The sequence below is a fragment of the Pseudosulfitobacter koreensis genome (assembly GCF_024733015.1).
Classification (GTDB): Bacteria; Pseudomonadota; Alphaproteobacteria; order Rhodobacterales; family Rhodobacteraceae; genus Pseudosulfitobacter; species Pseudosulfitobacter koreensis.
This window is the reverse complement of record NZ_JANKJG010000013.1, coordinates 51,655-72,390: the sequence shown is the minus strand read 5'-3', so window position 1 is coordinate 72,390 and position 20,736 is coordinate 51,655. Positions and strand designations below refer to the sequence as shown.

The window sequence follows — 20,736 nt, the reverse complement described above, 5'->3', positions numbered from 1 at the left end:
TGATCAGCGCTTCAAGATCAGCACGGTCGGCGGGGCCAAGGTAAAGGCAGATGTCGGAACGTCGCATCCGCTGATCATGCCACAGCCGGACATCATTGGGAATCCTATGTCAGGTGGGGAACACTAGGTCTTGCGCCGCTTGGCCCGCAAGGTCGGATCGGCCTCGGTCGGGTCCTCGGGCCAGGGGTGCCTGGGGTACTGCCCGCGCATGTCCTTGCGCACGTCTGCATAGGAACTGGCCCAGAACCCCGGCAGGTCCATGGTGATCTGGATGGGCCGCTGCGCAGGCGACAGCAGGGTGATCTTCAACGGCTTTCCAGCCACGGTCGGGTGTTGCGTCACGCCGAACATCTCTTGCAACCGCACCGCAATTTCCGGCGCATCGCCGCTGTAATCAATCGGCACATTGCGCCCCAGCGGCGTGGTGAAATGCGACGGTGCCGCGCGGTCCAGCGCCTGCGCGTCGTCCCAGCTCATCCGTGCCTTCAGCGCTTGGGTCAGATCGAAGGCTTTCCACTCTGCGGCGCTGCGCACGCCGCCCAGATGGGGCAGCAGCCAATCCTCAACAGATGTCATGAGGTGATCCTCAGACCAGTCGTCCGCATCCACCAGCCGCGCCCGCGCCAGAAACCGCGCGGCCTTGGGCGAGGGGTTCAGCCCAAGCTGCCGGACCCCGTCCAGCATCGCCACGGCGATGTCTTCGGGCGGTGCGTTCTGCCATGCGCGGTCCTCCAACACCAGCGCGCCCAGCCGTTCCTGTTGCCGCGCCAGCACGCGCCCCTCGCGTCTGGACCACAGGCAAAGTTCGTGCCAGGCGATTGCATCGCCGAAGGTGGCGCGCAGATCGGCCTCGCTGATTTCGGTCGCCTGCCTGATGCGGGCCTCGCGCGGGTCGCCGTCCAGATCGGTCGCCACGATCAGACGCGCACCGGCCAGCGCGTCGCCATCGGGCAGCACCGCACCCTTGCCACCCGACAGGACAAAGCGCGGGGCATCGCCCTTGCGGCGCAGCCCGATGCGATCGGGATAGGCCAGCGCCGCCATCGCCCCCAGCGATAGCGCACTGCCTTTGGTGCGTGATTTCAGCCGCTTCGCCTCCTGCCGCACCCGTGCCAGCGCGCCGCGCTGCACCGCGTTTCCAAAGCGTTCGGGGCTGCGCAGCGCCTGCATCCGCAGCCGAAGGTCACTGCCGACCCCGCGCAGGATGTCGCGTTCGGCCAGCAACGCCGCCAGCTCGGCCGCCCCCGACCCGCCGCACACCAGCATATGTGCCAGACGTGGATGCAAGGGCAGGGCGGCCAGCGCCCGTCCGTGCGCAGTGATGCGGCCCGCCTCGTCCAGCGCATCCAGCATCCGCAGCACGTCGACGGCTTCGCGATAGCGTCCCGGATGAGGCGGGGTGACAAAGCTCAATTCCTCAGGCGTCGCGCCCCAAAGTGCGAGTTCAAGTGCCATGCCGGTCAGATCGCCCGCCTCGATCTCGGCTGGGGGGTAGGCGGCAAGAGCGCCGTCTTCGCCGCGCGTCCAGAGCTTGTAGCAATGCCCTTCGGCCACACGCCCCGCACGGCCCGCACGCTGGGTGGCCTCGGCGCGGGTGACGCGTTCGGTGACCAGCCGCGACATGCCGCTGGACGCATCGAAGCGCGACCGCCGCGCCATGCCTGCGTCCACCACGATGCGGATATCGGGCAGCGTCAGCGAGGTTTCGGCGATGGCCGTGGCCAGCACGATCTTGCGCCCCGTCTTGGCGGGGGCGATGGCGGCGCGCTGCGCGGCAAAGTCCATCGCACCGAACAGCGGATGCACCGCGACGTCGCTGCCGAAACTGCCCTCAAGCAGCCCTTGGACACGGCGGATTTCACCTTCGCCCGGCAGGAACACCAGCGCGCTACCGCTTTGTTCGCGCATGGCAATGCGGATCAGGTCGGCAACCGCCCCCTCCAGCCGGGCCTGACCGCGCGGACGATCCAGCCAATGCGGCGTCACATCGAAAGCGCGCCCTTCAGAGGTCACCAGCGGCGCGTCCAGCATCTCGGCCACCGGGGCCGCGTCCAGCGTGGCGGACATGACCACCAGATGCAGATCGTCGCGCAGCGCCTCGGCGACCTCAAGGCATAGGGCCAGCCCCAGATCGGCGTTCAGGCTGCGTTCATGGAATTCGTCAAAGATCACTACGCCGACGCCCGGCAGGTCCGGGTCGGACTGGATCATTCGGGTCAGGATACCTTCGGTGATGACTTCGATGCGGGTGGCCTTGCCAACTTTTGCTTCACCGCGCAGGCGGTAGCCAACGGTTTCGCCCACAGGTTCGCCCAGCGTCTCGGCCATGCGTTCGGCGGCGGTGCGCGCCGCCAGACGGCGCGGCTCAAGCATCAGGATGCGGCCCTTGAACCCTGCGTCCAGCAGGGCCAGCGGCACGCGCGTCGTCTTGCCGGCACCGGGGGGCGCTTGCAGAACCAGACGCTTGTGCGCGGCAAGCTGGCCGCAAACCGCGTCCAGAACGTCATCTATGGGCAGGGCGAATGTCATATCCCCGTGCTTATCTGCGAAAGATCGCCCAAGGCCAAGGCCAAGGCTAAGGCTGGACAAATCATCCATCAGGCCGGAAAACCGGAGGCCAAGCAGGGGGAGACGCCGATGGACATCACCGACACCGCACAACAGATCGTATCGGGTGACCGCCGCGCGCTGGCCCGCGCGATCACCCTGGTGGAAAGCGGGCGCGCCGATCACCGTGCGCAGGCGGCGGAATTGCTGGGGGCTTTGCCACGCGATCGCCAGGCGCTGCGCATCGGGTTGTCGGGCACGCCGGGCGTGGGCAAGAGCACGTTCATCGAGAGTTTTGGCATGATGCTGACCGGCCAGGGGATGCGGGTTGCGGTTCTGGCGGTCGATCCATCCTCGGCGCGGTCGGGCGGGTCGATCTTGGGCGACAAGACGCGGATGGACCGGCTGGCGCGTGATCCGAACGCCTTTATCCGGCCCAGTCCCAGCCAGACGCATCTGGGTGGCGTCGCGCGCCGCACCCGCGAGGCTGTTGCATTATGCGAGGCGGCGGGGTTTGACGTGGTGCTGATTGAAACCGTCGGCGTGGGGCAGTCGGAAACCGTGGTGGCGCAGATGGCCGATCTGTTCCTGTTGCTGCTGGCGCCTGCAGGCGGGGACGAGTTGCAGGGCGTCAAGCGCGGCATCATGGAAATGGCCGACGTGATTCTGATCAACAAGGCCGACGGTGACCTGAAAGCGACCGCGACGCGCACCTGTGCCGACTATGCCAGTGCCCTGCGGCTGCTGCGCAAGCGTCCGCAGGACCCGGCGGGCTTTCCCAAGGCGATGATGGTCTCGGCGCTGGAAGACACCGGCCTGAATGCAGCTTGGGACACGCTGCAAGAGCTTGCAGGCTGGCGGCGCGAGAACGGATTTTTCGACAGGACCCGTGCGGAGCAAGCGCAATACTGGTTCGAACAGGACGTGCGTGCGGCACTGCTGGCGCAACTGGACGAACGCGAGGCGCGGGCAAACATGGCACGGCTGGGGGCCGAGGTGGCGCGCGGCGACACCGATCCGGCGCTGGCGGCACAGCAGATGCTGGCGGCATTGGGCTTCAACCGACGCTGAGCGCGCAATAAGGCGGGGAAACCTGTGCAATCATACTTGACCCCTTGTGCGATTCCCCCTATTGCCAGCGGACGAATTTAGGGGCGCAGCTGCGAGCGGCGCTTGTTGTCGTTTCGGGGACCGCCCTGACAGCGACCAGAACAAAAGGATAATCCCATGTCGCGTCGTTGCGAACTGACCGGAAAAGGCCCCATGTCTGGCAACAATGTCAGCCACGCCAACAACAAAACACGTCGTCGGTTCTTGCCGAACCTGAACGATGTCTCGCTGCAGTCCGAAGTGCTGGGCCGCGCGATCAAATTCCGCATCTCGGCTGCCGCTCTGCGCACCGTCGACCACCGCGGTGGTCTGGACGCGTTCTTTGCCAAGTCGAAGGATGACGAACTGTCGGCCAATGCGCTGAAAGTGAAAAAAGAGATCTCGAAAGCTCTGGCCGCCAACGCTGCCTGAGAGTTCAAGGATTGAAGAATTTGGCCCCGTCTGCGCCCGCAGGCGGGGTCGTCTCATTTGTGCCTGGTGACTTTTTGGCGCAGTCGCCTTGGCTTGTGCGCGCGTCGCGTGGCGGATAAGGCTGCGGCCATGACGGTTCTGCGCCACTTCACCCTTTGCCTTGCGATCCTGACGTTGGTTGTGACCGCGCAGGCCTTTGCGCTGGCGCGTGGCTCTGCGGATGTTGCGGGGCAGATGGTGCTGTGCATCGGCACTGGGTCGGTGACCGTGAACGTCGATGCCGATGGCCAGCCCATTGGCACGCCGCACATCTGCCCTGATGCCGCGCTGACGCTGTTGGGGCACGATGCGGTCGTCCAGACGCCGACACGTGCCTTCGCGATCCTGCGGGCCGAATACAGTCAGCGCCATGTGCCTGCGGCTTGGGCCACTCTCCCGGCTGCTTACATGTCGCGCGCACCGCCTGCTTTGCTGTGATCCAACGATAGCAATCCACACAGCAAAACAAAGGACATATCCACATGTCACTGATCAAGAACATCGCCGCAGCAGCGGTAGCCACCCTTTTGTCCACAGCGGCCTTTGCCGACGGGATCATGGTTCAGGACCCTTACGTTCGCACCTCGCGTCCGAACGCGCCGACGGCGGCGGCTTTCATGGTTTTGATGAACCACACCGATGCCGATGATCGCCTGATCGGTGTGCGCAGCGAGATTGCCCAGAAGGTTGAATTGCACACCCATGTCGATCAGGGCGGTGGTCTGATGCGGATGACCCAGATCGAGGATGGCATTGCATTGCCCGCAGGTGAGACGCACGCATTGGCACGCGGAGGCGACCACGTCATGCTGATGGGGCTGAATCAATCGCTGGCGCAGGACGACGAGGTGACCATAACGCTGGTTTTCGAGACCGCGGGTGAGGTCGTTGTGACGGTGCCGGTGGACAATGAGCGAAAGGCTGAACACGGCGCTGCGGACGGTGGCCACGCGGACCACAAGAGCCACTAGGCGTTCAGCAACCCCCCCACCCATTTCGGCACCGTCTCGCTGGCGAGGCCGGAATAGGTCTCGTCGAACTGCGAGACAACCAGCGAGGGTTCCAGGTTCAACTCGACCGTAAGCGCGCCATAGGCGGCTGCGGCCTGCACGAAACCGGCGGCAGGATAGACATTGCCGCTGGTGCCGATGGCGGCAAAGATGTCGGCCTCGCTCAGCCGGGCCTCGATCTCTTCCATATGGTAGGGAATTTCGCCGAACCAGACGATGTCGGGCCGCGCCGTGGGCCGTTCGCAGGATGGGCAAGCCTCGCCCACGGTCATTGCAAGGGGTGCGTTCCAGCGATGTTCACAGGCCGCACACAGCGCCGAGGTCAGCGCGCCGTGCATGTGCAAAACGTTTTGCGACCCTGCCTTTTCATGCAGCGCATCGACGTTCTGCGTGACGATCAGCACATCGCCGGGCATCTCTGCCTCAAGCCGGGCAAGGGCCGCGTGGGCGGCATTGGGGCTGGCCTCGGCGGCCTGCGCGCGCCGCGCGTTGTAGAAATCGACCACCAGTTGGGGGTTGCTTGCGAAGCCTTCGGGTGTGGCCACGTCCTCGATCCGGTGCCTGGCCCACAACCCGCCTTCGTCGCGGAAGGTGCCCAGCCCGCTCTCGGCGGAAATTCCGGCACCGGTCAGGATCACGATCTTGGGCATGGCGGGCACCTCTCGTCTGGCTTTGGGTGCACTCTGGAATGGCAGCACGGGTTCGGTCAACCGTCCAGCACCCGCAAGTCTCCCGCGAGCCAAGGCAGTTGCGCCAGCGCCGGGGTGATCATGTGGGCGTCGATCAGCCGTCGCATGGTCTGTGCCACGCTGGCAGGCACCTCGCCCGCCCAATCTGCCCCGGCAAACAGCGAAATTGTGCGGGCGAAGGGTTTGAACGGCAAGGTGAAGGCGTCGACCTCGTCATGAAAGCGCACCGCGCGCATATAGCCCAGCGGCGTCGTCACGGCCCAGCCGATGCGCCGCGCCACCATCGCCATCAGCGCCAGATGGCTGCCGATCTCGAAGCGGTCGGGCAGGTCCAGCTTTTGCCGCGCCAGGTGCGCCTCGATCAGCCGTCCGATCATCTGGTTCTTCTCGTACCGCAAGAACGGCAGCGCGCCCAGTTGCGCCATCACGTCGCCGCCTGCCTTCACCGTGCCCTTGGGCGCGACCACAATGAACGGATCGCGGGCCAGCGGGTATTCCAGCACGCCGTCCATCACCGTGCCTGCACTGGCGGCAATGGCCAGGTGCAGGCGCTTGTCGGCAATGTCTTCGAGGATCTTGTGGCTGGGGGCGGTGATAAGCTTGAACTTGCAATGGGTCAGGCTGTCGGCCAGAATCGTCACCAGACGCGGCGTCAGATCGTTGTCGAAATCGTCGATCAGCCCGATGCTGAGCGCACTCAGGTGCGCCAGATCCATCACCGCCAGCTCGCTCTGTGCCAGCCGCAGTTGCGACAGTGCCGCCTCGGCCCGGCCCAGAAAACTGTGGCCCGCAGGGGTCAGGCGCATGGGGCGCTTGCCGTGGTCGATCAGATCAGTCGCCAGCGCGGTTTCCAGATTGCGCAATTGCTGGCTGACCGCAGGCTGGCTGAGGCCCGTGACGGCGGCGGCCTGTGCCACCGATCCGGTCGAGGCCAGCGCCTCGAACACTTCGAGGCCGCGTAGGGTGACACCTTTGCTGATCATCGGCGAGGCTCCAGTTTTCGGATTAGTGAAACCTTGGTCTCGCGAGGTCAATGGTTCGTTGAGGTTTTTCGCGTCTTACCTTTTGCTTTTCCGATGCAGAGCGAAGATTTCCATCACCTTGCAGCGCTGCCGAAATCGCGCCACACTTGGGCCCACACAGCCCACAGCCTGACGGAGCCCATATGAAAATTGCAACTGCATCCTACCCGCTGGACGTCTTCCAGACCTGGGCCGACTTCGAGACCAAGCTGACGAAATGGGTGTCCGAGGCCGCGGGGCAGGGGGCCGATCTGCTGGTTTTCCCCGAATATGGCGCGATGGAACTGGCCACCTTGGCGGGGCTGGAGATTGCGCGCGATCTGGAGCAGTCGCTGCATGCGGTGTCCGAACGGCTGCCCGAGGCGGATGCCCTGCATGCCCGGCTGGCTGCGGAATACGGCGTTCACATTCTGGCGGCATCGGCGCCTTATGTCCCGGCAGAGGGCCAGCGCCCCGTCAACCGCGCGCGTCTGTTCGCGCCGACGGGCCAAGTGGGCATTCAGGACAAGCAGATCATGACCCGTTTCGAGGAAGAGGTCTGGGACGTGGTGCCGGGCAATCCGCTGCAACTCTTCGACACGGCGCTGGGCAAGATCGGCATCCTGATCTGCTACGACAGTGAATTTCCGCTGCTGGGCCGCGCTTTGTCGGACGCCGATCTCATTCTGGTGCCGTCGGTGACCGAGGCGCTTTCCGGCTACTGGCGCGTGCGCATCGGGTCGATGGCCCGCGCATTGGAAGCGCAATGCGTGACCGTCATGTCGTCGATCGTGGGCCCCGCCGAGTGGTCCGACGCGGTGGACATCAGCGTCGGCGCTGGCGGCATATTCGGTCCGCCCGACAAGGGGTTCCCCGAAACCGGCGTGCTGGCTGCGGGCACGCTCAACCAGCCCGGCTGGACCTACGCCGAGGTCGATCTGCAGACCATCGCATACGCCCGTGCCGACGGCGTGGTTCTAAATCGTCGCAATTGGACACAGCAAAAAGGCCGCAGCGACAGCGCTGCGATGATCAAATTGCGCGAATAGACCTTGAAAGCAGGGTGCAATCGGCGCATTTACCCCCTTGTCCGCAAATTTCAGCGGACGGTTTGCATATGGAGAGACCATGGCCAAGGAAGATACGCTCGAATTTCCCGGTGTCGTGAAAGAACTCCTGCCCAATGCGACGTTCCGGGTCGAGCTAGAAAACGGCCATGAGATCATCGCACACACGGCAGGCAAGATGCGCAAAAACCGCATCCGCGTTCTGGCTGGCGACAAGGTACAGGTCGAAATGACCCCCTATGATCTGACCAAGGGTCGGATCAACTACCGCTTCAAGTAAGGCACACGTGGCCTTTGTACTGGGTTCAGGCAGTCCGAGACGCAAAGAGCTTCTCGGACAAATCGGCGTTGTGCCTGACCACATCCGCGCCCCCGATATCGACGAGACACCCACGTCAGGCGAGCTGCCGCGGCCCTACTGCCAGCGCATGGCCCGCGAAAAAGTGGCAGCGGTGCAGGCAGATGCGGACGACGTGGTCCTGTGTGCCGATACCACCGTGGCGCTGGGGCGGCGAATACTGGGCAAACCTGCAGACGCTGCCGAGGCGGCTGCGTTCCTGTGGGCCATGTCGGGCCGCAGGCACCGGGTGGTCACTGCCGTAGCAGTGCGCCGGGGCGACCGGTTGTGGGAACGCGACGTGGTCAGCACCGTGCGCATGAAGGTTCTGTCGAATGACGAGGTGAACGGATACCTCGCCACCGGCGACTGGCAGGGCAAGGCGGGCGGCTACGGCATTCAAGGGCCTGCGGGCGCGCTGATCCCGTGGATTTCCGGCTCGTTTACCGGCATTGTAGGCCTGCCGCTGGCCGAAACCGCCGGGCTGCTGAATGCGGCCGGCGTCAAGCTCTGGGGGAGCACATGAAGGGCAACACGATCATTCTGGACCATCTGGGCGGGGCCGAGGCCGCCGCACTTATGGTCAACGGCAAGCTGCACGATCTGATCATCGACAGCGACGCGCCGCGCCCCGGCACGGTTTACCGTGCGATTGCCGACAAGCCCGTGAAAGGGCAGGGTGGCATGTTCCTGAAAACCCCCGACGGCAGCGCGTTCCTGCGTCAGATCAAGGGCTTGGCGCCGGGCCAGGAAATCCTCGTGCAGGTTTCGGGCTATGCCGAACCCGGCAAGGCGATCCCCGTGACGCAAAAGCTGTTGTTCAAGAGCCGCTATGCGATCGTCACCCCCGATGCGCCGGGCCTGAACATCTCGCGGTCGATCCGCGACGACGATCTGCGCGACACGCTGTTGGAGATCGCCCACGAGGCGATGGCCAAGGCGGCTGTCGAGGGTATGGGCCTGATCCTGCGTTCCAGCTGCGCGGATGCCGACGCCGATGACATCACCGACGACATTCTGGCCATGACGACACTGGCCGAAACCGTGCTGGGCGACGATGGCCACGGCGCCGAAGTGCTGACCGAAGGCGACGGCCCGCACATCTTGGCCTGGCGCGACTGGACCGATCCCGCAGAGGTGGTCACGGACGAAGGCAGCTTCGAGACGCACAGCGTGCTGGACGCCATCGACGCGGCACGCAGCGCTCAGGTGGATCTGGGCGGCGGCGCGTCGATGTATGTCGAGGAAACCCGCGCCTTTGTCGCCGTGGACGTGAACACCGGCAACGATGCCTCGCTTGCGGGCGGCCTCAAGGCCAATCTCGCCGCCGCGCGTGCATTGCCCACAGCATTGCGTGTGCGCGGCCTGGGCGGGCAGATCGTGATGGACCTCGCGCCCATGCCAAAGAAGGACCGCCGCAGCTTTGAAAGTGCCTTGCGCGCCGCTCTGCGCACCGACACGATCGAGACCGCACTGGTCGGTTGGACCCCGCTTGGCCACATGGAATTGCAACGCAAACGCGCCCGCGCCCCGCTGCCCCCGGAGACCGCATGACCTGTCCGATCTGCAAATCCGAAACCGTTCACAAATACCGCCCCTTCTGCTCGGGTCGCTGCGCCGACATCGACCTGGGCCGCTGGGCAAGCGGCGATTACGCGGTGCCGTCAGACGACCCCGAAGACATCGAAAAAGCACTGGACGCATTGGAACAAGAGAACCGCAAACCCCATTGACCAGATTGGTCAAAAAGCCTCTGGACACCACGCGCCAACCACCCTAGAAACCGCCTCACCCAGATTGCCAGTCAATCACCCGTGCCCGGGTAGCTCAGGGGTAGAGCAGTGGATTGAAAATCCTCGTGTCGGTGGTTCGATTCCGCCCCCGGGCACCACTTAACTCTACGTGATAATTTACCCTGCGATTCTCTGATCCTCGCTGCTACAGGCTTCGACGCCTCCGGCCAAAGGGCGCACGCCTCGATCTATGCCCTCGCACGGCCCAAAACCTACTTGTACGCTCGACTTTGCAGCAATCGGCACTTACCTTGTCACTTTGAGCTTCAACCAGTGATCCATGGCCAGAGACGAAATCAAGACAACCAGACCACGCGGTGTGCAGACCATTGAAACGGGGGGGCGGATTCTCTCGGCGCTTTCGCGTGCGAAAAGCCCGATGCAGCTGCGCGATCTTGCGGAAGAGGTGAACATTTCGGGCGCGCAGTTGCATCCCTATCTTGTATCCTTTCGAGAGATGCAGATGGTCGAGCAGACAGAGCGCGGCCAGTATCAGCTTGGGCCCTTTGCCTTGCACATCGGACTTTCCCGGCTGCGCAATCAGAACCCCTACCGTGATACTATAGCACGTGTTGGAGCCCTTTCGGATGAATTGGGCTTGATGATCTCGATCTCGGTTTGGGGCATGCACGGCCCGACAATTACCTATGTTCAGGAATTTGATGGCCGGATACATGCGAACGTTCAGGTTGGCGGCAATTACAACATGACGGTCACAGCGACCGGTGCAGTTTTCGGGGCGTTCCTTCCCAGGTCGATCACCCAGGACGTTGTCGACCGCGAGTTGTCCGACACGGAGTTCCAGCGGCGCACCTATTTCAAGGTGGACGCCGATGCCTATGCCGCTGCGGCAGCCAAGGCCAAGATCGACGGCTATGCAGTGACCCGCGATATGCCGATACCGGGGGTCTCGGCGATTGCAGCGCCGGTGTTCGACCACACCGGGACCATACAGCTTGCTGTCACGGTGATCGGTCCGACGGGCTTTATTGATCTTGCGCCTGACGGAATACCCGTGCAGCGCCTTATGGCCTTTACCGGTGATCTGTCACGCGATCTGGGCCACGGAGCCATCGCCTGAGCGTCCCGCCAAGCAGATCGAGCGATACCAACAGCCCTGCGGTCGCGGTGAGCAGGCCTGCCGTTTGGAAAAGGTTCGGCAACTGCCCTGTCATAGGCACGGCGCAGAGCACGGCAACCGGCGGGACCAGCGCGTGAAAGACCGCTGCGGCCCCACCACCAAGCCGCGTGACAGAGGCCGCGAAGAAAACAACGGCCAATGCGCCACCCAGCATGCCTTGATACGCGAATTGCGTCAGCCAGATGAGGTGGTCCATCTGGGGAAGGTCAAATAGCACAGCATAGAGTGGCACATAGACAACGCTGGACACAATCGTGATTAGCCCAGTGGTGCGAACTGCATCCAGCCGCCAGTGCGACATCAGCCATGTGAACACACCCCAAAGCGTGCCCGACGCGAGAAAGCACAGATCGCCCGCCCAGGTGCCGATGCCGGGTTGTTTGGCGGCTCCTTGATCCGCGGCGATGATCAGCAGGCCGAGCATCAGCAGCATCATTCCCAGCCGTCGGTAAAGCGGCACGGGGACCCCGCCCACCAGACGCGTCAGCGCACTGGCCACCAGCATCGTCGTGCCGGGGCTGATCACCACCGCGTGGCTGAGCGGGGCAAGTGCGAAACCTGTGTTGATCACCCAGGCAAAGGGCGGACCGGCCAGCAGAAACAAGGCGACTGTCCGCAGAAATGTAGCACCGACAAAGGGATTTACGCGGCGCAGGATCAAGATGGGCAACATCACCATGGCCCCGCCTGCGTAGCGCAGCAGCGTCAGGTCGGCACTGCCAAATCCCTGCTGGTGGCCCAGCTCGACGCCCACGTTGTAGATTGCCCAGGCAAGTACGGCGGCAAGGCCAAAGGCGATGCCGCCGCAGGCAGGGGTCACGCGTTGGCGCCAGACATGTGACGGGCCGCGATATAACCAAAGGTGATGGCCGGCCCCAGGGTTATGCCACCGCCGGGATAGTTGCCGCCCATTATGCTGGCCGCATCGTTGCCCGCCGCATAAAGCCCGCTGATGGGCTTGCTGTCGGCGTCCAGCACCTGCGCGTATTCATTGCATTTCAGGCCTGCAAATGTGCCCAGGTCGCCCATAACCAGTTTGACGGCGTAAAACGGCCCCTTTTCAATCGGACCCACGCAGGGGTTCGGCTTGTGCTCAGGGTCGCCCAGCGAGCGGTTGTACGAGGTCGAGCCTTTGTGAAACTCGGGGTCCTCGCCCTTGCGTGCGTGCACGTTGAATTCAGTGACCGTCTTTTCCAGCGTCTCAGGGTCGGCGCCGATTTCGCGGGCGAGGTCGCGCAGGGTTTCGCCTTTCAGCAGATATCCGTTCTGGATGTGCTGCTTGTATGGCACAGGATAGGGTTTAACGAAGCCAAGGCCGTATTTGCGCAAGGTGCGGTGATCGACCACGAAATATGAGCATATCTCGCCACCCTCTTCGGTGCACCGGGCGACCATGGACTGACCAAAGTCGTGATAGCTGTCGGACTCGTTGCAAAACCGGCGACCCGACCGGGTGACGGCGATTACGCCGGGTTTCGAGCGGTCGACGAAGTGGGGGAAGGTTCCCAGCGTGCCGTCCTTGCGCACGGGGCGAGAGATCGGAACCCATGCCGCTGCGTTGGGCAAGCTTTCGTCTACGGACGCCCCGATTGCCTGACCCATGCGCAGGCCGTCGCCGGTGTTGCCGGGAGGCGCGGGAGAGGCGTGTTCGTTGCCGCTGGGGGCGTGTTCGAACAGTTTCGCACGGCGCGCGACATCCTGCGGGAAGCCGCCCGCAGCCATCACCACACCCTTGGCGGCGCGCACTTCGACCATGCCGCGGGCTGTCTGCACCATGGCGCCGGTGACGCGGCCGGTGTCGTCGCGGATCAGATCCTTGACCGCAGCCCGCGTCCAGATCGGCACACCCTTGTCCACACAGGACTTGGCCAGGCGGGCAACAAGCGCATTGCCGTTCATCAATCGCATCGGGCGGCCGTGAAAGGCCATATCGCGGAGGAATTTGAGAAAGAGCTTGCCGACGTAAAACGCCGAGATCGGAGAGCGCGTCACGTTGAAGAAGTGCAGCAGTTCCTTGCCCGTGCCGATCATCATGCCAAGAAAGGTGATTTCGGCAAGAGGCGGGCGCAGCCGTTTGATCTCTTTGCCCAGACCGCGCCCGTCGAAGGGGCGCGCGACAATGGAACGGCCACCATCCAGACCTCCGGGGGCGTCAGGGTGATAGTCGGCAAAGGTCGGGCCAAGGTCGAATTGAAGCGAGGTTTCGTTTTCAAAGAATTCCACGGCCTTGGGTCCGGCTTCAAGAAAGGCTTCGACACGGTCAGGGTCATAGTGTTCGCCTGCCTCGTGTTTCATGTATGCGCGCGCTTTTTCCACGCTGTCCTCGACGCCCGCGCGCTTGCCCGGAGCGTTGTTGGGTATCCACATCCAGCCGCCGGAACGGGCCGTGGTGCCGCCAAAGACCGGTTCTTTCTCGACGACCAGTGCGTTCAGGCCGCGGTGTGCCGCGCTGACGGCGCTGGACAGGCCGCCCGCACCGGAGCCCACGACCAGGACATCACAATTGTAAATCTGGCGTTTCATGTCGCCTCCTCTTCAGTAAGTCAGATAATTGTCAGCTGGACAGATAGCCGCCATCAACCGGCAGCAGCGCACCGGTCACGTAGCTTGCGGCGTCCGAGCTTAGGAACAACACCGGGCCAACCAGCTCTTCGGGTTGTCCGACACGGCGTAGCGGTGTGTGGGCCATGAAGCGCGCAATCGCTTCGGGCGATTGGCGTGTCGCTTCGGTCATGGGGGTGGCAATGACCCCCGGCAGGATTGCGTTCACCCGCACGCCATGGGGCGCCATGTCCTGCGCCAGTGCCTTGGTGAACTGGGCCACCGCGCCCTTGCTGGCGGCATAGGCCGTCAGGGCGGGGCCTGCGACGATCGACATGATCGAGGCCAGGTTGATGACGACGCCCTGCTGCGATTTCAGGTCGTCGCGGAATGCGCGCACCATGTTGCGCGGCCCCACGACATTCACCGCAAAGGTCGCGTCCCAATCTGATTCGTAGGTCTCGGCGTCGATGTCGGTGCGGCGAATAATGCCCGCATTGTTCACCAGAATGGACACAGGGCCAAAGGCCGCCGCCACGGTTTCCCGAAAGGCGCGCACCGCGCCGATGTCGGTAACATCAAGCTGTCCTGCAAGCGCGGTTCCGCCCGAGTTCTCGATGGTTTTCTTCGTATTTTCAACGGTCTCTCCGTTGATGTCCGCCAGCGCGACTTTCGCGCCCGCTGCTGCCAGCCCCGCGGCGATGGCGGCCCCGTTTCCCTGGCCCGCTCCGGTGACCACGGCGACTTTTCCCTGAAGGTTAAACATCACTTCTTACTTTCACATATTGCAAACGCATTCGCATATTACTAATAATGAGGGCATCGCCAAGGGGCAAGTTGCATCGCAGGCGAAGCGTCCGACTGGAGTAGGAGGGTCTGGCGTGGCAAATTATCGTGTGGGATACGTCCCACGATTGGGAGGAAACTATGAATAAATTCGTATGGATGGCTGTCGCGGCCACGGTTGGGTTCGGCTCTGCCGCGTCCGCTGAAACCTATGACCTGCAAAGCGTGTTCGGCCTGAACGTGCCATCAATCGGGCCAAGCCCGGTGAACTGGGCCGACAAGGTTCGTATGATGACCGGCGGAGAAGTGGACGTGACCGTACATGGGTCCGGTGACTTTGTTCCGCCCTTCGAAGTGTTCGGTGCCGTCAGCACAGGCGCCATTCCAATGGGCTTCGACTGGATCGGGTACTGGGCCGGACAAATCCCCGTGGCCAACCTGGTCGGCTCCATGCCGTTCGGTCCGTCGCCTGATATCGCGCTTGCCTGGATGTTCGAAGGGGGCGGCCTTGAGATCATTCAAAAGGCCTATGACCCGCACAACGTCAAGATCATTCCCTGTCACCTTGTGGTTCCCGAAGCCGGTGGCTGGTTCAACACCGAGATCAACACCGTCGACGACTTCAAGGGTCTGAACATGCGGATTGCGGGCCTGGGTGGTCAGGCGCTGGCAAAGCTGGGCGCGAACACGCAACTGGTCCCCGCGGGAGAGATTTACGTCTCGCTTGAAACCGGCCGCATCGACGCTGCCGAATTTTCGGCGCCGCAGCTGGACAAGAACTTTGGTTTTTCGGAAATCGCCAAGACCTACTACTTTCCTGGTTGGCACCAGCCATCCAGCTGGGACAGCATCATCATCAATCAAGACGTCTGGAATGGTCTGACCGAACAGCACCAGAACATCATGGTCGAGGCCTGCAAGGCCAACATCGTGGACAACCTGGGCGACCAGCTGAACCAGCAGATCACCGCGATCGAGGAAATCGAAGCCTCCGGCGTGACGGTCAAGCGGTTCCCCGATGAGGTCTTGCTGGCGATGAAAGATGCCGCAAACGAAGTGATGCAGGAAGAGGCGGCCAAGGACCCGATCTTCAAGGAAGCCTACGAGTCTCTGACAGAGTACGTGGCTCGCGTCGGGCGTTGGAGCGACTTGCAGACGCTGCCCCGCTAAGACGGCTCGCAAACTTGCAGTGGGGGCGGGGTCTTCGTCGCCACTGCGCATCCTACTTTCGGGACACTTGGTTATGGACAGATTTCTGACGCATGTGATTGACCTGTGCGTTCTCCCCGGACGGCTGGTCGGATGGCTTTTGTTGCCACTGATCGCGTTCGTCTGTGCGGCCGTCTGGGCTGCGCAGAGCGGGCGGAACAGCTTTTTTACCTGGGACGCCGATCTGTTCCTGCTGGGGCAGGGCGTCACGGTGAACACGCTGATCGACCTGCAATGGCATATCTTTGCGATACTTGTACTGGCAGGCGGGTCCTATGCGTTTCGCGACGACGCCCATGTTTCCGTCGATTTCGTCTCGGCAAACCTTTCGCCGCGCAGCAGGGCCGTCATTCAGGTGATGGGCGATCTGCTTTTCGTATTGCCCTTTTGTCTGATCATCCTGTGGTTCGGGCAAAAGTTCGCGATGACGGCCTTTACCTCGGGCGAAGGCAGTAACTATGGCGGGTTGCAAGACCGCTGGTTCATCAAGGCTTGTGTGCCCATCGGCTTTGGTCTTCTGGGTCTGGCCGCCCTAGCACGTGCACTTCAAACCATACTGCGGCTGGTGCGTGGCACGCTGCCGGAAAGCGAGCATTTGACATGAGCGATTTCATCTGGCCGATGGCCATGTTGTTGGCTTTGATGGCCGGCATCTTTTCGGGCTATCCAGTGGCTTTCGTTCTGGCAGGCGTGGGCATCATATTCTCTGTGATCGCCGACGTGCCGATCCTGTTTTTGTCGCTGGGCATGCAGAGGATATTCTCCGGCGTGCTGACCAACTGGTTGCTGATCGCCATACCGTTGTTTGTCTTCATGGGCCTGATGCTGGAACGCTCCGGCGTGGCCGAGCGGCTGTTGCGTTCGCTGGCGACGCTCTTTCGCACATTGCCAGGCGGTTATGCCTTCGCGGTGGCCTTGATCGGCGTCATCATGGCCGCCTCGACCGGGATCATCGGCGCGTCTGTCGTGTTGATGGGGATGATGGCGTTGCCCCCGATGCTGGCCAACGGCTATGATCCCAAGATCTCGACCGGGTTGATCGCGGCCAGCGGTACGTTGGGCATTCTGATCCCGCCTTCGGTCATGTTGATCATCCTGGGCGACCAGCTGGGAATATCCGTCGGCAGCTTGTTCATCGGCGCAGTCGGGCCCGGTTTGCTTCTTGCACTGCTTTATGTCGCCTATCTGGCATTCGTCGTCTGGCGTCAGCCCGAACGCATGCCGCCCATCGCGCAAGAGCCGCATGCAAATTTCGGCGCACTGGTGCTGCGGCTGGTGTTTGATCTGATGCTTCCGATTGTTCTGATCCTTTCGGTGCTGGGAACCATTGTCGCGGGCATCGCCACACCGACCGAAAGCGCAGCCATCGGTGCCGCCGGGGCCATGATCCTTGCGCTGATCTCACGCCGTCTGGACATCGCCACGCTTGGACGGGCGTTGTCGGATACGACGCGTACCACAGCCATGATTATATTCGTGATGATCGGCGCCACCATCTTCAGCCTGATCTTTCGCAAGCTCGGGGGGGACAAGATGATCCTGGACCTGTTCTTGTTGGAAGGCATCACGCCCTACGCATCCTTCCTGCTGATCATGGGCGTCGTGTTCGTCCTGGGGTTCTTTCTCGAGTGGGTCGAGATTACCCTCGTTGTGGTGCCCATCGTGGCGCCAGTGATTGTCGGGCTGGACTTTGGGCTTGAGAAAGACGCCGCACTGGCCTGGTTTGCGATTGCGCTGGCCGTGAATTTGCAAACGTCTTTCCTGACGCCACCGTTCGGGTACGCATTGTTCTATCTGCGCGGAATCGCACCGGATGTTCCGATCACGACCATCTATCGCGGCGTGATGCCATTCGTGGGGCTTCAGATGTTCGCGCTTGCGTTGATCATCGTATTTCCGGGTATTGCGATCTGGCTTCCTGCCTACTTGGGGCGTTGAGAACCCGCTAAATCTATATATTGACACCCCTCCACCCCAAGGCCCAATATGCAGGTGCTTTGGTTCTCGCGATTCACACCGCGAGCTAAGAGGGAAGCCGGTGAAAAACCGGCACTGCCCCCGCAACTGTAAGCGGCGAGCGACGCTGGATCACCACTGGGAAACCGGGAAGGCCAGCCAAGCGATGATCCGCAAGTCAGGAGACCTGCCCAGGCAAGATACGACGACCAAAGGCGGAGGGCCTTGTGGTGCGCGATTGCCTTGGACTTAGCTGCGCCAATGCCCGTGTGTCCTGCCCTTGCTGAACATAATGAAAGAGGGCAGAGCCATGACAATCACCGTTTACTCCAAACCCGCCTGCGTGCAGTGCACCGCGACCACCCGCGCGCTCGAAGCGCGTGGGCTCTCCTTTGACGTCATTGACCTGACCCAGGACGACGAAGCGTTTTCGCGGGTCAGCGATCTGGGTTACCGCCAGGTCCCGGTCGTCATCGCGGGCGAGGATCACTGGACCGGGTTTCGCCCCGACCTGATCGGTCGGCTGTTCTGAGATCGGACCCGAGATCATGGCGGGGCTGGTCTATTTCTCTTCGCGGTCGGGCAATACCGCGCGTTTCGTGCAGGCCCTTGGCGGGCCAGCCCAGCGCATTGCCGTGGCGATGGATGCCCCCCTGCCGATGCCGCTGGCGCCCTTCGTGCTGGTCTGTCCGACCTATGCCGATGGCACGGGGCGCGGTGCTGTGCCGAAACAGGTGATCCGGTTTCTGAACGATCCCGTCCGTCGCGGCCTGATCCGCGGCGTGATCGCAGGCGGCAATCGAAACTTCGGTGCCACCTTCGCGCGTGCGGGCGATGTGATCGCGCGCAAATGCAATATTCCGGTGCTCTATCGTTTCGAGCTGGCCGGTTCCGAAACCGACATTGCCCGCGTGCGCGCAGGGCTTAACACATTCTGGGGGATGGTATGCTTGACCACGGCCTGACCACTACGGACACCAAGGGGCTGGATTACCACGCCCTGAACGCGATGCTGAACCTCTACGACGAGGCGGGCAATATCCGCTTTGACGCCGACCGCATGGCGGCGCGGCAGTATTTCCTGCAACACGTCAACCAGAACACGGTGTTCTTTCATTCACTGGATAAAAAGCTGGGCTACCTCGTCGACGAAGGATATTACGAGGCAGAGGTGCTGGACCATTATCCCCGCGCCTTCCTGCACCGTATCTGGGAGGCTGCATTCGCCCGCAAGTTTCGCTTTCCCACTTTCCTCGGGGCGTTCAAATATTACACCTCTTACACCCTGAAGACCCGCGACGGTCAGAGATTTCTTGAGCGGTTCGAGGATCGCGTGGTCATGGTTGCCCTTGCCCTTGCGCGCGGGGACGAGGCGCAGGCGATGGCCTTTATGGAAGAGATCATCGCTGGCCGGTTCCAACCTGCCACCCCCACCTTCCTGAACGCGGGCAAGACAAGCCGCGGCGAGTTGATTTCGTGTTTCCTGCTGCGGCTGGAGGACAACATGGAAAGCATCGGGCGCGGCATCAACTCCGCGCTGCAACTCAGCAAGCGCGGTGGCGGCGTGGCGTTGATGCTGACAAACGTGCGCGAGCACGGCGCGCCGATCAAGGGCATCGAGAACCAGTCATCGGGTGTCATTCCGGTGATGAAACTGCTTGAGGACAGCTTTTCCTATGCCAACCAGCTTGGCGCGCGGCAGGGCGCGGGGGCCGTCTATCTGAATGCGCACCACCCCGACATCCTGCGCTTTCTCGACACCAAGCGCGAGAATGCAGACGAGAAAATCCGCATCAAGACGCTGAGCCTGGGCGTGGTGATCCCGGATGTCACGTTCGAATTGGCCAAGACCAACGCGGATATGTACCTGTTTTCGCCACACGACGTGGAAAAGGTGTACGGGGTGCCGTTCTCGGAAATCTCGGTGACCGAGAAATACGACGAGATGGTCGGTGACAAACGCATTCGAAAACACAAGATCAACGCGCGTGATTTCTTTCAGACCCTCGCCGAGATCCAGTTCGAATCCGGCTATCCCTACATCATGTTCGAGGACACGGTGAACCGGATGAACCCCATCGACGGGCGCATCACCATGTCGAACCTCTGCTCCGAGATCCTGCAGGTGAACGAGGCGTCGCAGTTCAACGACGATCTGAGCTATGCGCATCTTGGCACCGACATCTCCTGCAACCTTGGCTCGCTCAACATCGCCACGACCATGGACGGAGGCGATCTGGGCAATACGGTTGAAACCGCGATCCGTGCCTTGACGGCGGTCTCGGAAATGTCGGCCATCGACAGCGTGCCCTCGATCCGGCGCGGCAATGACGAAAGCCACGCCATCGGGCTGGGGCAGATGAACCTGCATGGCTTTCTCGCCCGCGAGCGGATCATGTACGGCAGCCCCGAGGGCATCGACTTTACCCGCGCCTATTTCGCCGCCGTGGCCTTTCACGCCCTGCGCGCATCCCACGCGATTGCCTGCGAAAAAGGTTCGTTTTTCAAGGGGTTCGAGAAAACCGACTATGCCGATGGCAGCTTTTTCGACAGATACACCACCCGTGATTGGCTGCCGGAAACCGACACCGTGCGCGACCTGTTCGCGCACATGGGTGTCAACCTGCCCGTCCGCGCGGATTGGGCAGCCCTCAGGCAGGCCGTGATCAAGGACGGGCTTTACAATCGCAACCTTCAGGCCGTGCCGCCCACCGGGTCGATCAGCTATATCAACAATTCGACATCCTCCATCCATCCGATCGTGTCCAAGATCGAGATCCGCAAGGAGGGCAAGATCGGCCGCGTCTATTATCCCGCGCCCTTCATGACCAACGCCAATCTCGACTTCTACCGCGATGCCTATGACATCGGGCCAGAGGCGTTGATCGACACCTACGCGGCGGCGACGGAACACGTGGATCAGGGTCTGTCGCTGACGCTGTTCTTTCCCGCCGAGGCCACGACCCGCGACATCAACCGCGCGCAGATCTACGCGTGGAAGAAGGGCATCAAGACCATCTATTACATCCGCCTGCGCCAGACCGCCCTGGAAGGCACCGAGGTGCAAGGCTGCGTCTCATGTTCGCTGTAAGGAAATCA

The 20,736-nt window shown here is 62.4% G+C and carries 22 protein-coding genes, 1 tRNA gene and 1 riboswitch; of the genes, 17 read left to right on the top strand and 6 right to left on the bottom strand.

Going from position 1 to position 20,736, the window contains the following annotated elements:
• Positions 1-123: 123 nt before the first annotated feature.
• Entirely contained in the window at positions 124-2,529 is a 2,406-nt protein-coding gene (gene hrpB, locus NTA49_RS15565) for an ATP-dependent helicase HrpB (protein WP_258295728.1), read from the bottom strand.
• A 108-nt stretch (positions 2,530-2,637) separates the two neighbouring features.
• On the opposite strand from hrpB, the gene meaB reads away from it, so the two are divergent.
• From meaB to NTA49_RS15545, 4 genes are all read left to right on the top strand, one after another.
• Positions 2,638-3,618, top strand: coding sequence for a methylmalonyl Co-A mutase-associated GTPase MeaB (gene meaB, locus NTA49_RS15560; protein ID WP_258295727.1), 981 nt, complete (start codon positions 2,638-2,640; stop codon positions 3,616-3,618).
• 156 nt (positions 3,619-3,774) lie between these two features.
• Positions 3,775-4,068 (top strand): 50S ribosomal protein L28, encoded by a 294-nt coding sequence (rpmB, locus tag NTA49_RS15555; RefSeq protein WP_258295726.1) that lies wholly within the window; start codon positions 3,775-3,777, stop codon positions 4,066-4,068.
• A gap of 129 nt (positions 4,069-4,197) precedes the next feature.
• Complete coding sequence (locus NTA49_RS15550) at positions 4,198-4,545, top strand: hypothetical protein (protein ID WP_258295725.1); 348 nt, start codon at positions 4,198-4,200, stop codon at positions 4,543-4,545.
• Between the two features lie 44 nt (positions 4,546-4,589).
• Positions 4,590-5,078, top strand: a complete 489-nt coding sequence (locus NTA49_RS15545) for a copper chaperone PCu(A)C (RefSeq protein WP_258295724.1) — start codon at positions 4,590-4,592, stop codon at positions 5,076-5,078.
• Here the strand turns inward: NTA49_RS15545 and NTA49_RS15540 are convergent.
• Entirely contained in the window at positions 5,075-5,767 is a 693-nt protein-coding gene (locus NTA49_RS15540) for an NAD-dependent deacylase (RefSeq protein WP_258295723.1), read from the bottom strand. The genes NTA49_RS15545 and NTA49_RS15540 overlap by 4 nt on opposite strands.
• A gap of 56 nt (positions 5,768-5,823) precedes the next feature.
• The gene (locus tag NTA49_RS15535) at positions 5,824-6,789 is read right to left on the bottom strand and encodes a LysR family transcriptional regulator (RefSeq protein ID WP_258295722.1); all 966 of its coding nucleotides are present in this window, start codon (positions 6,787-6,789) and stop codon (positions 5,824-5,826) included.
• A gap of 182 nt (positions 6,790-6,971) precedes the next feature.
• Here NTA49_RS15535 and NTA49_RS15530 point away from each other — a divergent pair, with 182 nt between their 5' ends.
• The 7 genes from NTA49_RS15530 to NTA49_RS15500 all read left to right on the top strand — a co-directional run bounded on the left by NTA49_RS15530 (position 6,972) and on the right by NTA49_RS15500 (position 11,085).
• Positions 6,972-7,856, top strand: coding sequence for a carbon-nitrogen hydrolase family protein (locus tag NTA49_RS15530; RefSeq protein ID WP_258295721.1), 885 nt, complete (start codon positions 6,972-6,974; stop codon positions 7,854-7,856).
• A gap of 79 nt (positions 7,857-7,935) precedes the next feature.
• Positions 7,936-8,154 carry a translation initiation factor IF-1 gene (gene infA / locus NTA49_RS15525; protein WP_005978431.1) on the top strand — a complete coding sequence of 73 codons (219 nt, stop codon included), beginning with the start codon at positions 7,936-7,938 and terminating at the stop codon, positions 8,152-8,154.
• 7 nt (positions 8,155-8,161) lie between these two features.
• Complete coding sequence (locus tag NTA49_RS15520; protein ID WP_258295720.1) at positions 8,162-8,737, top strand: Maf family protein; 576 nt, start codon at positions 8,162-8,164, stop codon at positions 8,735-8,737.
• Positions 8,734-9,765: a ribonuclease E/G gene (locus tag NTA49_RS15515; RefSeq protein WP_258295719.1), complete on the top strand. Its 1,032-nt coding sequence runs from the start codon at positions 8,734-8,736 to the stop codon at positions 9,763-9,765. Before NTA49_RS15520 ends, NTA49_RS15515 begins: the two co-directional genes overlap by 4 nt.
• A complete protein-coding gene (locus NTA49_RS15510) occupies positions 9,762-9,944 on the top strand; it encodes a DNA gyrase inhibitor YacG (protein WP_258295718.1) in 183 nt (60 codons plus the stop codon). The genes NTA49_RS15515 and NTA49_RS15510 overlap by 4 nt, the downstream gene beginning before the upstream one ends.
• Positions 9,945-10,027: 83 nt before the next feature.
• A tRNA-Phe gene (locus NTA49_RS15505) sits at positions 10,028-10,102 on the top strand.
• Positions 10,103-10,284: 182 nt separating this feature from the next.
• A complete protein-coding gene (locus NTA49_RS15500; RefSeq protein WP_258295717.1) occupies positions 10,285-11,085 on the top strand; it encodes an IclR family transcriptional regulator in 801 nt (266 codons plus the stop codon).
• Here the strand turns inward: NTA49_RS15500 and NTA49_RS17285 are convergent.
• From NTA49_RS17285 to NTA49_RS15485, 3 genes are read right to left on the bottom strand one after another with little or no spacing between them, the layout of a single operon-like run.
• Positions 11,039-11,965: a DMT family transporter gene (locus tag NTA49_RS17285; RefSeq protein ID WP_258295716.1), complete on the bottom strand. Its 927-nt coding sequence runs from the start codon at positions 11,963-11,965 to the stop codon at positions 11,039-11,041. The two genes, NTA49_RS15500 and NTA49_RS17285, sit on opposite strands and share 47 nt — an antisense overlap.
• Entirely contained in the window at positions 11,962-13,668 is a 1,707-nt protein-coding gene (locus NTA49_RS15490; RefSeq protein ID WP_258295715.1) for an FAD-dependent oxidoreductase, read from the bottom strand. Before NTA49_RS15490 ends, NTA49_RS17285 begins: the two co-directional genes overlap by 4 nt.
• A gap of 31 nt (positions 13,669-13,699) precedes the next feature.
• Positions 13,700-14,452 carry an SDR family NAD(P)-dependent oxidoreductase gene (locus NTA49_RS15485; RefSeq protein ID WP_258295714.1) on the bottom strand — a complete coding sequence of 251 codons (753 nt, stop codon included), beginning with the start codon at positions 14,450-14,452 and terminating at the stop codon, positions 13,700-13,702.
• A 161-nt stretch (positions 14,453-14,613) separates the two neighbouring features.
• Between NTA49_RS15485 and NTA49_RS15480 the strand changes: the two genes are divergently transcribed.
• From NTA49_RS15480 to nrdE, 6 genes are all read left to right on the top strand, one after another.
• A complete protein-coding gene (locus tag NTA49_RS15480; RefSeq protein WP_258295713.1) occupies positions 14,614-15,642 on the top strand; it encodes a TRAP transporter substrate-binding protein in 1,029 nt (342 codons plus the stop codon).
• Positions 15,643-15,715: 73 nt separating this feature from the next.
• Positions 15,716-16,285, top strand: coding sequence for a TRAP transporter small permease subunit (locus NTA49_RS15475; RefSeq protein ID WP_258295712.1), 570 nt, complete (start codon positions 15,716-15,718; stop codon positions 16,283-16,285).
• Positions 16,282-17,619 (top strand): TRAP transporter large permease, encoded by a 1,338-nt coding sequence (locus tag NTA49_RS15470; protein WP_258295711.1) that lies wholly within the window; start codon positions 16,282-16,284, stop codon positions 17,617-17,619. Before NTA49_RS15475 ends, NTA49_RS15470 begins: the two co-directional genes overlap by 4 nt.
• Before the next feature lie 43 nt (positions 17,620-17,662).
• Positions 17,663-17,846: riboswitch (cobalamin riboswitch) on the top strand.
• Positions 17,847-17,947: 101 nt separating this feature from the next.
• Positions 17,948-18,169 (top strand): glutaredoxin-like protein NrdH, encoded by a 222-nt coding sequence (gene nrdH, locus NTA49_RS15465; RefSeq protein WP_258295710.1) that lies wholly within the window; start codon positions 17,948-17,950, stop codon positions 18,167-18,169.
• Positions 18,170-18,185: 16 nt separating this feature from the next.
• Positions 18,186-18,602, top strand: a complete 417-nt coding sequence (nrdI, locus tag NTA49_RS15460; protein WP_258295709.1) for a class Ib ribonucleoside-diphosphate reductase assembly flavoprotein NrdI — start codon at positions 18,186-18,188, stop codon at positions 18,600-18,602.
• Positions 18,584-20,728: a class 1b ribonucleoside-diphosphate reductase subunit alpha gene (nrdE, locus tag NTA49_RS15455; protein WP_258295708.1), complete on the top strand. Its 2,145-nt coding sequence runs from the start codon at positions 18,584-18,586 to the stop codon at positions 20,726-20,728. Before nrdI ends, nrdE begins: the two co-directional genes overlap by 19 nt.
• Positions 20,729-20,736 lie beyond the last annotated feature (8 nt).